This is a genomic window from Sphingomonas pokkalii, assembly GCF_003096275.1.
Taxonomy (GTDB): Bacteria; Pseudomonadota; Alphaproteobacteria; order Sphingomonadales; family Sphingomonadaceae; genus Sphingomonas; species Sphingomonas pokkalii.
The window spans coordinates 53,036-65,034 of record NZ_QENQ01000001.1 but is presented as its reverse complement, the minus strand read 5'-3'; the positions used below and the strand labels follow the sequence as shown (position 1 = coordinate 65,034).

Annotated in this window: 11 protein-coding genes; 6 read left to right on the top strand and 5 right to left on the bottom strand. The window is 67.3% G+C overall.

Going from position 1 to position 11,999, the window contains the following annotated elements; genetic code table 11:
* Positions 1 to 32: 32 nt before the first annotated feature.
* Both dapD and DD559_RS00315 read right to left on the bottom strand, forming a co-directional pair.
* Complete coding sequence (gene dapD / locus DD559_RS00320) at positions 33 to 854, bottom strand: 2,3,4,5-tetrahydropyridine-2,6-dicarboxylate N-succinyltransferase (RefSeq protein ID WP_116467440.1); 822 nt, start codon at positions 852 to 854, stop codon at positions 33 to 35.
* Position 855: 1 nt separating this feature from the next.
* Positions 856 to 1,518: a pyrimidine 5'-nucleotidase gene (locus tag DD559_RS00315; RefSeq protein ID WP_116467439.1), complete on the bottom strand. Its 663-nt coding sequence runs from the start codon at positions 1,516 to 1,518 to the stop codon at positions 856 to 858.
* Positions 1,519 to 1,668: 150 nt separating this feature from the next.
* On the opposite strand from DD559_RS00315, the gene DD559_RS00305 reads away from it, so the two are divergent.
* The 5 genes from DD559_RS00305 to DD559_RS00285 all read left to right on the top strand — a co-directional run bounded on the left by DD559_RS00305 (position 1,669) and on the right by DD559_RS00285 (position 7,147).
* Positions 1,669 to 3,978, top strand: coding sequence for a S8 family peptidase (locus DD559_RS00305; protein WP_240610062.1), 2,310 nt, complete (start codon positions 1,669 to 1,671; stop codon positions 3,976 to 3,978).
* Positions 3,979 to 4,034: 56 nt separating this feature from the next.
* Complete coding sequence (locus DD559_RS00300) at positions 4,035 to 4,898, top strand: aldose 1-epimerase family protein (RefSeq protein ID WP_116467437.1); 864 nt, start codon at positions 4,035 to 4,037, stop codon at positions 4,896 to 4,898.
* 42 nt (positions 4,899 to 4,940) lie between these two features.
* Positions 4,941 to 5,186 carry a ribbon-helix-helix domain-containing protein gene (locus DD559_RS00295; protein WP_116467436.1) on the top strand — a complete coding sequence of 82 codons (246 nt, stop codon included), beginning with the start codon at positions 4,941 to 4,943 and terminating at the stop codon, positions 5,184 to 5,186.
* Positions 5,183 to 5,485 carry a type II toxin-antitoxin system RelE/ParE family toxin gene (locus DD559_RS00290; RefSeq protein ID WP_116467435.1) on the top strand — a complete coding sequence of 101 codons (303 nt, stop codon included), beginning with the start codon at positions 5,183 to 5,185 and terminating at the stop codon, positions 5,483 to 5,485. Before DD559_RS00295 ends, DD559_RS00290 begins: the two co-directional genes overlap by 4 nt.
* A 93-nt stretch (positions 5,486 to 5,578) precedes the next feature.
* A complete protein-coding gene (locus tag DD559_RS00285; protein WP_116467434.1) occupies positions 5,579 to 7,147 on the top strand; it encodes a peptide chain release factor 3 in 1,569 nt (522 codons plus the stop codon).
* Here the strand turns inward: DD559_RS00285 and DD559_RS00280 are convergent, their stop codons facing one another.
* The 3 genes from DD559_RS00280 to DD559_RS00270 all read right to left on the bottom strand — a co-directional run bounded on the left by DD559_RS00280 (position 7,148) and on the right by DD559_RS00270 (position 11,209).
* The gene (locus DD559_RS00280; protein ID WP_116467433.1) at positions 7,148 to 7,387 is read right to left on the bottom strand and encodes a hypothetical protein; all 240 of its coding nucleotides are present in this window, start codon (positions 7,385 to 7,387) and stop codon (positions 7,148 to 7,150) included.
* 44 nt (positions 7,388 to 7,431) lie between these two features.
* Positions 7,432 to 8,685, bottom strand: coding sequence for a spinster family MFS transporter (locus tag DD559_RS00275; protein WP_116467432.1), 1,254 nt, complete (start codon positions 8,683 to 8,685; stop codon positions 7,432 to 7,434).
* Positions 8,686 to 8,881: 196 nt separating this feature from the next.
* Entirely contained in the window at positions 8,882 to 11,209 is a 2,328-nt protein-coding gene (locus DD559_RS00270; RefSeq protein ID WP_116467431.1) for a TonB-dependent receptor, read from the bottom strand.
* A 113-nt stretch (positions 11,210 to 11,322) separates the two neighbouring features.
* On the opposite strand from DD559_RS00270, the gene DD559_RS00265 reads away from it, so the two are divergent.
* Positions 11,323 to 11,976, top strand: coding sequence for a TetR/AcrR family transcriptional regulator (locus tag DD559_RS00265; protein ID WP_240610061.1), 654 nt, complete (start codon positions 11,323 to 11,325; stop codon positions 11,974 to 11,976).
* The last annotated feature ends 23 nt before the right edge of the window (positions 11,977 to 11,999 follow it).

Sequence of the window (11,999 nt, the reverse complement as noted above, 5' to 3'; positions counted from 1 at the left end):
CCCCCTCGTGCCAACGAGGGGGCGCGGCCGGATCAGTCGCGCAGCAGTTCGTTGATGCCGGTCTTGCTGCGGGTCTGGGCGTCGACCGTCTTGACGATCACCGCGCAATAGAGCCCCGGCTTGCCGTCCTCGGAGGGCAGCGTGCCCGGCACCACCACCGCATAGGGCGGCACTTCGCCGCGATAGACCTGGCCGGTCGCGCGATCGACGATCTTGGTCGAGGCGCCGAGGTAGACGCCCATCGACAGCACTGCGCCTTCGCCGACGCGCACGCCTTCGGCCACTTCCGAGCGCGCGCCGATGAAGGCGCCGTCACCGATGATCACCGGGTCGGCCTGCAGCGGCTCCAGCACGCCGCCGATGCCGACGCCGCCGGACAAATGGACGTTCCGGCCGATCTGCGCGCAGCTGCCGACAGTGGTCCAGGTATCGACCATGGTGCCCTCACCGACATAGGCGCCGATATTGACGAAGCTGGGCATCAGCACCGCGCCCTTGGCGATGTGCGCACCGTGGCGGACGATGCTGCCCGGCACCGCGCGGAAGCCGGCGGTGCGGAATGCGGCTTCGTCCCAGCCGGTGAACTTCGACGGCACCTTGTCGAACCAGGCGGTGCCTTCGGGGCCGGGGACGACGACATTGTCGTTGAGGCGGAAGCTGAGCAGTACCGCCTTTTTCAGCCACTGGTTGACCTGCCAGCCGCCCTCTGCGGTCGGCTCGGCGACGCGCGCTGCGCCGCTATCGAGCAGGTTCAGCGCTTCGGCCACCGCTTCGCGCACCGCGCCGGTGGTTGCGAAGCTCAGATTGGCGCGGTCTTCCCAGGCGGCGTCGATCGTCGCGGCGAGATCGGTCATGTCAGCTCTCCAGAACAGTGTGGAGCCAGGCTCCGAGATCGGTGATGGTGAAATCGATGAAACTGCGGTCGGCGTCGGGCGTCTGTTCGGAGCCGTTGTCGATCCAGACGGTGGTCATGCCGATCGCCTTGGCCGGTTTCAGGTTGCGCGCCATATCCTCGACGAACAGCGATTCGCGCGGGTCCAGATCATAGGCCTCGCACAGGCCCTGGTAGGCGGATGCCTCGGGCTTGGGGCGATAGCTGGTCGCGTGGATATCGTGGATCGCCTCGAACGTCTCGCCCAGGCCAAGCTTGTCCAGTACCTTGCGGGCATAGGGGGCATCGCCGTTGGTGAAGACCAGCTTGCGGCCGGGCAGGCGGGCCAGCGCTTCGATCAGCGCCTCATTCGCTTCGAGCACGCTCATGTCGACGTCGTGCACATAGTCGAGATAATGATGCGGATCGGTGCCGTGGTCGGTGATCAGGCCGGACAGGGTGGTGCCATGCGCGTGGAAATAGTCCTTCTGCACCCGGCGTGCTTCCTCCGGGGAGCAGCCGAGCAGGCGCTGGACATATTCGCCGATCCGCGCATCGATCATCGCGAACAGGTTGGCGCTCGCCGGATAGAGCGTATTGTCCAGATCGAAGATCCAGTTGCGGATGTGCGAAAGCTGGGCGAGCATCGCTGCGGCCTGTAGGGGGTGGGCTGCCCGGCCGCAAGACGCCAGCGCCCGCGTGGGGGTATTGGTAAACATGCCGAAACCAATCATGCGCTAAGCAGGCAGCCGATCGGGCGAGGACAGAGAATGCGGGTGGCGTTGGGCATGCGATGGATGCAGTCGGCTTCGGTCGTCGGCTTGGTGGCGCTTGGCGCTTGCAGCGGCGGCGGCGGCAGTGGCGGGGTCTCGCCGGCGCCCGCCCCGGTGCCCGCCCCAGCCCCCAGCCCCACGCCGGCGCCCAGCCCGGCGCCGACGCCTGCGCCGTCACCTACGAACTACGATACCAGCGAGTATCGCGCGTCGGTGGGCGCGCTGTCGATGCGGGCGCTGGTCGCCTATAATGCCGGCGCCACCGGCAGCGGCGTGAAAGTCGGCGTGATCGATTCGGGCATCGATCTGCAGAGCCAGGAGTTTGGCGATTGTTCCGGCGGTCTGGGCACCGGCACTTGCCGAATCCTCGCCAGTTCCAGCGACACCGCCGGCAATGGATCGATCGACGATGTCGGCGGCCATGGCACGGCGGTTGCCTTCACGATCGCGGGCAGGCGGAACGGTTCGGGATCGCAAGGCGTCGCCTTCGATGCGCAACTGGTGGTCGGGCGCGCGGATCGCGTGGGCAGTTGCGACGGATCGGATACGACAACCTGCAAGTTCGATGGCAGCGCGATCGCGACGGCCCTGGATCGGGCGCGGCTGGCCGGCGTGCGTGTGGTGAACATCTCGCTGGGTGGCGACGGCGCCTCGTCGAGCCTGAGCGCGGCGATCGACCGCGCCACCGCGGCCGGCGTGATCGTGGTGATGGCGGCCGGCAATGACGGCGCCGCCAACCCCGATGCCTTCAGCTCGCCCGCGATGAACAGCGCCATCGCTCGCGGCCTGGTGATCATCGCCGGATCGGTGAACGCCAACGATGTGATCTCCAGCTTCTCGAACCGCGCCGGAACGTCCGCAAGCGTGTATCTGGCGGCGGTGGGCGAAGGGGTGCGGGCACCCGACGCCACCAACAGCGCCTTCCTCTGGTCTGGCACGTCCTTCTCCGCCCCGCAGATCGCCGGTGCGATCGCGTTGCTGGCCCAAGCCTTCCCGAACCTGACCGGCAAGCAGATCGTCGACCTGCTCTACGCCACCGCCCGCGATGTCGGCGATCCGGGCGTCGATGCGATCTATGGCCGCGGCGTGCTGGATCTGACGCGGGCGTTCCAGCCGGTTGGTACCATGTCGGTCGCAGGGCGCAGCGCCGCCATTTCCACGACGGTGAACGGAACGCTGTCGGCCCCGATGGGGGATGCGACGCAGGGCGCGCTCGGCATGGTCGTGCTCGATGCGTTTCAGCGTGCGTTCGCAACCGATGTCGGCGGCACGATCCAGCACCAGCCGATGGCGCGCAACCTTGCCGCGCTGCTGGCGACGCGCGATCGCAGCTTCTCGATGGGGTTCAGCGGGATGCGGGTGGCCGTGTCGCTGGTGCCGACCACCGATTCGGTGCGGATCGAGCGGCTGGGCATCACCAGTCGCGATGCGAGTGTCGCGCGGATGCTGGCGACGACAGTGAGCGGACGGCTGGGCAGGCGGGTGCAGTTCGCGATCGGCGTCGCCCAGAGCGGCAACGCGTTGACGGCACAACTCGCCGGGCGCGATGATCCCGCATTCCTGATTGCGCGCGATCCGCTGAGCGCCCCTGGATTCGATGTCGCGGTTGGCGGATCGGCGGCGGTGCGCCACGCGCTCGGGGCCTGGGGCGTGACGGTCGCCAGCGAATATGGCGACGTGATGAGCCAATATGCCGGCGACATCGACGCGTTCCGCACGCGCTGGCAGCGATACGGCTATGGCCGTGCGACCATCGCGCTCGACCGTCGATTCGGCGGGCTGAACGCCAGCCTGGCACTGACGCGGCTGGCAGAAGCCAACACGGTGCTGGGTGCGCGGTTCGGTGCGGGGCTGGGCGCGGCGCGGGCCAGCAGCCTGTTCGCCGATCTTGGCCTGCGCTGGGGCCTGGGCGGTGGCTGGAGCCTGGGCGGATCGCTGCGCAAGGGCTGGACGCAGGCGGCGTTGCGCGGCGGTTTCGAAGGAGCGGGCCTGATCCGCACCAACGCCTGGGCCGCCGATGTCGGAAAGGACGGCGTGTTCGGCAGCGATTCGATCGGATTCCGTGTTGCGCAGCCGCTGCGCGTCGCGCACGGCGGCATCGGCCTGCGCCTACCGCAGGGCTGGGATTATGGCACGGAGAGCGTGACCAGCTGGAGCAGTGCGCGGATCAACCTTGCCCCCGTCGGGCGCGAGATCGACTACGAGGTGCGCTATCGCTGGAACTTCCTGGACGGCGATATCAGCAGCAACCTGTTCCTGCGCCACCAGCCGGGAAATTTCGCCAGTGTCGCGAACGACATGGGTGGTGTAGTGCGGTGGAGCTGGGGGTTCTGAGCGCTTTCCCCCCGGGCAATCGGCGCGTATCGCCAGCCGGAGCCAAGGGAGACGGCATGATTGAAATCGCAAGCACGCGGCTCTCGGCCGCGATCGATCCGCACGGCGCGGAGCTTTCGTCGCTCCGCGATGTCGCCGGGCGCGAACTGATGACCGATGGCGATCCCGCCTTCTGGACGGGTAGGGCGCCATTGCTGTTCCCCATCGTGGGGCGGCTGGTGGGCGATCGCTATCGGCTGGACGGCCGAGACTATCGTCTGCCGCAGCACGGCTTCGCCCGTCGTCGCGACTTCGCGCTGATCGAGCAGCGCGCCGATCGCGCGACCTTCCGGCTGCAGGACGATGCCGAAACGCGCGCGGCCTATCCCTTCGCTTTCACGCTCGACGCGACCTATCGGCTGGACGAAGCGACGCTCTGGATCGAGATCGCGGTGACCAACCGCGACAGCCGGGACATGCCGGCCAGCTTCGGCTTCCATCCCGCCTTTGCCTGGCCGCTGCCCTATGGGCACCCGCGCGCGGCGCATCGCATCCTGTTCGACGCACCGGAATTCTCGGCGCTCCGCTATATCGGCGAGGGCGGCATCGCGCCCGATCGTCGCGCGAGCCCGGTGGCGGGGCGGGCGCTGCCGCTGTCCGACGACCTGTTCACCGCCGACGCGCTGATCTGGGACGATCTCGCCAGCCGCGGTCTGCTGTACGGCGCGGAGGATGGCCCGCAGCTGCGCATCCGCTTCCCCGATACCGGCGTGCTCGGCCTCTGGACCAAGCCCGGCGCGCGCTATGTCTGCGTCGAGCCCTGGTGGGGCATCGCCGATCCCGCGGGCTTCGACGGCGAGATCTGGGACAAGCCCGGCATCCAGCGGCTCGCCCCCGGCGAGACGCGGCGCTTCGCGATGGATGTGACGCTGCTGGATTGAGTCTGCGTTGCGAGGCGGCGCCGGAAGGCGTATCTTCTGCGCATGGACGACCACTCCGATTACGGTGCGCCGCTGGAGCAGGCGATCAACGACGTTCTCGCGACCGGACGCTTCGCTTCTCGTGACGATCTGCTGCGGGAAGGTGCGCGGATCGTGACCGAGCGGGAAATGCTGCGCGCCGCGATGCACGCGAAGATCGAGCAAGGCCTCGCCGATGCGGATGCCGGTCGCATGGTGCCGATCGAGCAGGTGATGGAGGAAATGCGGACGCGCTGGTCTCCGCAGTGAAAGTACGCCTCACGGAAACTGCACGTGCCGAGCTCCGCGCGATCGGCGATTGGATCGCACAAGATGATCCGGAGCGGGCGGCATCCTTCACGGTGGAACTGCTGGAGCGCGCATGGGCGCTCTCTACGTTTCCGGCAGCCTATCCGTTGTTGGAAGCCTTCGCGCATCGCGGGATACGCCGGTGCGCTTTCGGCAAGTACCTGATCCTGTATCGTATCATGGCACCGGACATCGAAGTGCTGCACTTCATCCATGGCGCGCGTGACGTCGCTGCCCTGCTGGGATCCGAACCGCACTGAGGCGAAGCGAAGTCCAACGGATTCTCCCCGCTGGATAAAAATCGCGCCACCGACTAAGGCGGCGCGATTCTCCCTCCCGTTCGAAGTACCCGCATGTCCCCCTCCGATCGTCGTACGTTCGCCATCATCTCGCACCCGGACGCGGGCAAGACCACGCTCACCGAAAAGCTGCTGCTGTTCGGCGGCGCGATCCATCTCGCCGGTGAAGTGAAGGCGCGCGGTGCTGCCCGACGCGCGCGTTCGGACTGGATGAAGATCGAGCAGCAGCGCGGCATCTCGGTCACCAGCTCGGTGATGACCTTCGAGCGTGACGGGATCACCTTCAACCTGCTCGACACGCCGGGCCACGAAGACTTCTCGGAGGACACCTACCGCACGCTGACCGCCGTCGACTCGGCGGTGATGGTGATCGACGTCGCCAAGGGCATCGAGAGCCAGACCCGCAAGCTGTTCGAGGTTTGCCGCCTGCGCAACGTGCCGATCATCACCTTCGTCAACAAGGTGGATCGCGAGGGCCGCGAGGTGTTCGCGACGCTGGACGAAGTGGCCGAGCTGCTCCAGCTCGACGTGGTGCCGATGACCTGGCCGGTGGGCATGGGCGGCACCTTCGAGGGGATTTTCGACCTCGCCACCAACCGCCTGCTGCTGCCCGAGGGCGACAGCCGCGAGTTCCACGGCAAGGTGATCCAGACCAGCGGCGTCGACGACCCGCAGCTCGATGCGATCCTCTCGGCCGACAATCTCGCCAAGCTGCGCGAGGATGTCGAGCTGGCTCAGGCCGGCTATGCCGAGTTCGACGGCGAGGCCTATCGCAACGGCGACATGACGCCGGTCTATTTCGGTTCGGCGCTGAAGGAGTTCGGCGTGGATTCGCTGATCGCCGCGATCGCCGAGTTCGCGCCGCCGCCGCACGCGCTGCCGGCCGAGCCCGCGCCGGTGGAGCCCACCCGCGACGAGGTGACCGGCTTCGTGTTCAAGGTCCAGGCGAACATGGACCCCAACCATCGCGACCGCATCGCGTTCATGCGGCTGGTCTCGGGCACGTTCAAGCGCGGCATGAAGCTGGTGCCGACCGGCCATGGCAAGCCGATCGCGATCCATTCGCCGATCCTGTTCTTCGCCCGCGAGCGCGAACTGGCCGACGAGGCGTTTCCGGGTGACATCATCGGCATCCCCAACCACGGCACGCTGCGGGTGGGCGATACGCTGTCCGAGCGGGCGGGGGTGCGCTTTACCGGGCTGCCCAATTTCGCGCCGGAAATCCTGCGCCGCGTGGCTCTCAAGGACCCGACCAAGACCAAGCAGCTGCGCAAGGCGCTGGACGACCTCTCCGAAGAGGGCGTGATCCAGGTCTTCTATCCGGAGATCGGATCGAACTGGATCATCGGCGTGGTCGGCCAGCTGCAGCTTGACGTGCTGCTCAGCCGGCTCGATGCGGAATATAAGGTGGGCGCGGTGCTGGAGCCCTCGCCCTATGACACCGCGCGCTGGGTCGCGTCGGACGATGCCGCCGCGCTGAAGGAGTTTCTGGACCTTAACCGCGGCGCGCTCGCCAAGGATCGCGACGGCAATCCGGTTTTCCTGGCCAAGTCGGCTTGGGAAGTGGGGTATATCGCCGAGCGCTACAACAAGGTGACCTTCGCCGCGACGCGGGAGCGGTAATCAGGCCGCTGCACGCTGCTGTTCGCGGCCGCGCTCGCCGAGGCCGCTGGCGATCCAGTCGCGGATGCGCTCGGCGCGTCCGAGGCCGGCTTCGAACTTGGCGAGCAGTTCCTCGGCGCCCTCGGTGGGGCTGCCGGCGGCGCGCATCATGGCGAGGACTTCCTGCTGGGCGGCAATGTGACGCTCGGCGAGCACCACATTCTTCTCGGCTTTGGCGAGGTCGGTCGGGGTATAGCTCATGTGGTTATTATAGAAGTAACCACGCGACAGCGGGAATCGCGCCTTTATTCGACCCAGTCCCGTGCCAGTCGCCGGCTCGCCAGCGCCATCAGGATGCCGGCGACGAGGTAGAGGCCGAGCCCCGCCGCGATCGCGTAGCGCAGGCCGTCTGCCGCGCCATAGGCGGGCGTCAGCTGCTTGGAGAGCAGGCCGATCACCCAGCTGCCGAGGCCGAGGCCGATCAGGTTGTTGATCAGCAGGAACGAGGCCGAGGCGGTGGCGCGCATCTGTGGTGGCACGAGGTGCTGGACGGCGGTGAGCACCGGGCCGAGCCACACATAGACCAGCGCCTGTGGCACCACGAACAGCAGGAACGCTGCCTGCCAGCTCTGCGCCAGCACGCCGACGACGAACAGCGGCAGGCCCAGCACATAGCAGATCGCCGGCGCCAGCGCGTACCACTTCCGGTCGCGGCCGCCGAGCCGGTCGCCCAGCCAGCCGCCGAGCAGGATGCCGGCCACGCCGCCGGTGAGCGCGAGCCCGCCGAAGAACTGGCCGACCTGCGCCAGGTTAAGCTGGAAGCTGCGCAGGATCAGGCTCGGCAGCCAGAAGGCCACGCCATAGCCGCACATCGATCCCGCCGCCGCGCCGAAGGCGAGCAGCCAGAAACTGGGCTTGGCGGCAAGGATCGCGAAGACGCGGTGGAGCGGGATGGCATCCTTGGCCGGCGCGGCACGCGGCGGATCGCGGACGATCCACTTGAACGGCACCGCGATCACCAGCCCGAGCAGCCCGACGACGAGGAAGGCGGTGCGCCACTCCACCGTCTGCGCGATATAACCGCCAAGCAGTGCGCCCCCCGCCGAGCCGAGCGGAATGCCCAGCGAATAGATCGAGAGCGCGCGCGACCGGCGCTCGGCCGGCCAGGCATCGGCGATCAGCGCATAGCTCGGCGCGACGCCACCCGCTTCGCCGACGCCGACGCCCAGGCGGTACAGGAACATGCTCGTGAAATGCTGCGCGGTGCCGCACAGCGCGGTGAACGCGCTCCACACGCCGAGCGAGACCGCGATCACCCAGCTGCGGCTGGTGCGGTCCGCCAGCATCGCCAGCGGGATGGCTAGGGTGGAATAGAGCAAGGCGAAGGCAAAGCCGCCCAGCATGCCGAGCTGCCCGTCGTCGAGCCCCAGGTCCGCCTTCACCGGCTGCGCCAGGATCGAGAGGATCTGCCGGTCGAGGAAGTTGAAGATATAGACCAGCAGCAGCATCGCAAGGACGAGGCCGCGTGTGCCAGCGGGACGGGTGGGGTGCGGGGGCATGGTGGGTCCTCGGCCAGAGATGGTGAACGCTGCCTAGCGGCCCTCGTTGTTCCGAGGGAAGTCTGGAGATCCTTCGTCATCCCCGCGAAGGCGGGGATCCATTCGCGCAGGTGCCGCGGTTCTTTCCCCCAGCGTGCAGGCCAATGGATTTCCGCCTTCGCGGGAATGACGAGGATCCTTTGGCTGGCGTTGTCCCCTAGAACTTCACCGTCCCCGTCACGAACACCTGGCGCGGGTTGCCGTAATAGCCGGTCAGCACGCCCTCGGTCCCCAGTGTCGGTACATAGGCCCCCGCCGGCGTGCGCAGGAAGTCGCCGGTATCCGGGTTCTGCGCGAGGAAGTTGTAGCCCGAGACGATGTAGCGCTTGTCGAACAGGTTGCGGCCATGGACGCCGATCGACAGCTTCTTGGTGATGTCCCAGTTCACATTCGCGTCGAACAGGGTGAAGCCCGGCTGGTCGAGCATCGGCGTGCGCAGCTCGAACTGCTGCGAGGCGCTGCGATAGGAGGCGGTGACGCTCGCCGCCACCTGGCCCTCGCTGCCCACCGGCACCGAATAGCCGATGGTGCCGCTCGCGGTCCAATCCGGCGTGTTCTGGATGCGGCGACGATTGGCGACGTCGATTCCCCGCGAATCGATGAAGCGCTTGTAGCGCGCATCGAGATAGCCGACCGACCAATTGAGGTTGAGCGTCCCGCCCGGCGCGCCGAGATCGCGCGCCGCGATCAGATTGCCTTCGAATTCGACGCCCCGCATCCGCGCCTTGCCGGCATTGGTGGTGATGCCGATAAAGCTCTGCTGGCCGTTGATCGTGGTGCCGATCGAGCCGGGCACCTGCACGTCGGTATAATCGGCATGGAAGGCGGCGAGTGCGAAACTCAGCCGGCGATCGAACAGCGACGCCTTGTACCCGATCTCGTAGCTGGAGACGGTTTCCGGATCGAACGACATGAAGTCATAGACCTGGGCCGGCGTGCAGGGCGTGCCGGTCGGGGTGCGGCACGCGCTGGTCTGGCCGCGCGGATCGAAGCCGCCGCCCTTGAAGCCGTCCGCCCAACTTGCATAGAGCGTGTGATCACTGCTCGGCTTGAAGCTGATCGAGGCGCGCGGCGTGAACTTCTTGAAGTCGGCGCTGCCGCGGAAATCGGAGGTGGTGGCGAACAGCGCACCGGTGCCCCCGAAAAAGGGCGAGCCGCCGCCCAGGAAGGTCTGGCGCAATACCCGCGACTGGCGCTGGTCCCAGGTATAGCGCCCGCCGGCCGAGACGCTGAGCATCGGCGTGATGTCGTAGGTGAAGTCGCCGAAGACCGCGACGGTGTCGGTCTTCACATCGCCGAAGGTCAGCGCGGTCACGCCGCCGGGCAGGCGCACGTCGAACACCGTCTTCGCCTTTGCATCGAGATAGTAGATACCAAGCAGGCCGGAGAAGCCGCCGGTATCCACGAGCAGCTGCGCTTCCTGGCTGAACTGCTTGTTGTTGTAGAAGGCCGGCACGTCGACCTGCACCGCCGGCAGCGCGTCGAAGTCGATCGGGGTCGCGCTGTCATCCTTGCGATAGGCGGTGATCGAGCGGAAGGTCAGCCAGTCGGCGGCGTGCAGTTCGGCAAGGCCGGTGACCCCCCATGCCTTCACGTCCTGCTTCGGGGTGACGAGGCCGCCCTGCGAATCGAACTTGTCGCTCAGCACCGGCGTGCCGCTGACGATGCCGGGGATCAGCCGGTGGCCGCCGCGCGGGTTGCTCTTGTCATGGGTATAATCGCCCGAGACGCGGAAGAAGGCGCTGCTGCTGGGGGCATATTCCACCGTACCGCGCGCGGCCCACAGATCCTTGTTGTAATTGTCCTGCCCCGTGGTGAGGTTGGTGCCGAAGCCGCCCCGGCTGAGCCGCGCGCCGGCGGCGCTGACCTTCAGGCCGGTATCGCCTAGCGGCGCGCTGGCGCTCACCACCAGATCCGCCTGGTTGTACGTGCCATAGGTGCCGCGCAGTTGCAGCTGCGGGTCGGCGCCGATCCGCTTGGTGACGTATTTCACCGCGCCGCCGATGGTGTTGCGGCCATACAGCGTACCCTGGGGCCCGCGCAGCACCTCGATCCGGTCGACGTCGTAGATGTCGAGCACCGCCGCCTGCGGCCGGTTCAGGTACACATCGTCGAGATAGAGGCCCACGCCCGCCTCGAAGCCTGCGACCGGATCCTGCTGGCCGACGCCGCGGATGAAGGCGGAAAGCGTGTTGTTGGTGCCGCGCGATACCTCGAGCGAGACGTTCGGCGCCGATTGGGCGATGTCGGTGATGTCGAGCGCGCCCTGCGCGTTCAACTGCGCGCCGCTGATCGCGGTGACGGCGATCGGCACGTCGAGCAGGCTTTCCTCGCGGCGGCGAGCGGTGACGATGATTTCTTCGCCTTGGGATGCGCCCTGCGCGACCTGGTCGGTGGTGGCGCTATCCTGTGCGAAGGCTGGCGCGGCGGAAAGCAGCGCGGCGCTGGCGAGCAAGGCGATGCGGACGGAGTCGGGCCGTGACATGCGTAGTAATCCTCCCCTGGTGCAACCCATCGTTGACGTGGGTTGTAAGCCGTTATGGGAAGTTATACTGAAACCTGAACCGGGTTTCAACTTAGGATTGAAAGGGGAGGCGGATGAAGGCGGAGGAGCGTGGCATTTCGGCCACTTCCGGAGCGGATGCGGGCGCTGCTGCGAGCGAGGGCAAGGTCCCGCGCACCGAGCGCGGACGGCGCACGCTTCGCGCCATCCTGGACGCCGCCGCGGCGGAATTCGGCGAGAAGGGGTTCCACGAAGGGTCGATCAGCGGAATCACGCGCCGCGCGGGCGTGGCGCTGGGCAGCTTCTACACCTATTTCGATTCGAAGGACGCAGTGTTCCGCGCGCTGGTTCGCGACATGAGCGACCAGGTGCGCGACCATGTCGCGCCCTCGCTACGGGGCGCGCGCGACCAGATCGATGCGGAACGGGCGGCGTTGCAGGCGTTCATCGGCTTCGCGCGCACCCACAAGGAAATTTACCGCATCATCGACGAGGCGGAGTTCGTCGATCCCGCCAGCTTCCGCCATCACTATGCCAGCACCGCCGAACGCATCGCCGCCCGGTTGCGCGCCGGTGCCGAGCGCGGCGAACTGCGCGACGAGGTGAGCGAAATTCATGCCTGGGCGATCATGGGGATGAACGTGTTCCTCGGCCTGCGCTATAGCGTATGGGACGAGGAAAGCCCGCCCGAGGCGATCGCCGAGGTTGTGGCGCAGCTGCTGGCCCGGGGCATCGGCATCGATCGTTGACCGCTTGCGCCTGCCGGTCGTCG

Bases quoted from the DNA above. Each gene is read 5' to 3' on its own strand.
- dapD (WP_116467440.1), bottom strand. From the start codon at position 854: ATGACCGATCTCGCCGCGACGATCGACGCCGCCTGGGAAGACCGCGCC.
- DD559_RS00315 (WP_116467439.1), bottom strand. From the start codon at position 1,518: ATGCTCGCCCAGCTTTCGCACATCCGCAACTGGATCTTCGATCTGGAC.
- DD559_RS00305 (WP_240610062.1), top strand. From the start codon at position 1,669: ATGCAGTCGGCTTCGGTCGTCGGCTTGGTGGCGCTTGGCGCTTGCAGC.
- DD559_RS00300 (WP_116467437.1), top strand. From the start codon at position 4,035: ATGATTGAAATCGCAAGCACGCGGCTCTCGGCCGCGATCGATCCGCAC.
- DD559_RS00295 (WP_116467436.1), top strand. From the start codon at position 4,941: ATGGACGACCACTCCGATTACGGTGCGCCGCTGGAGCAGGCGATCAAC.
- DD559_RS00285 (WP_116467434.1), top strand. From the start codon at position 5,579: ATGTCCCCCTCCGATCGTCGTACGTTCGCCATCATCTCGCACCCGGAC.
- DD559_RS00280 (WP_116467433.1), bottom strand. From the start codon at position 7,387: ATGAGCTATACCCCGACCGACCTCGCCAAAGCCGAGAAGAATGTGGTG.
- DD559_RS00275 (WP_116467432.1), bottom strand. From the start codon at position 8,685: ATGCCCCCGCACCCCACCCGTCCCGCTGGCACACGCGGCCTCGTCCTT.
- DD559_RS00270 (WP_116467431.1), bottom strand. From the start codon at position 11,209: ATGTCACGGCCCGACTCCGTCCGCATCGCCTTGCTCGCCAGCGCCGCG.
- DD559_RS00265 (WP_240610061.1), top strand. From the start codon at position 11,323: ATGAAGGCGGAGGAGCGTGGCATTTCGGCCACTTCCGGAGCGGATGCG.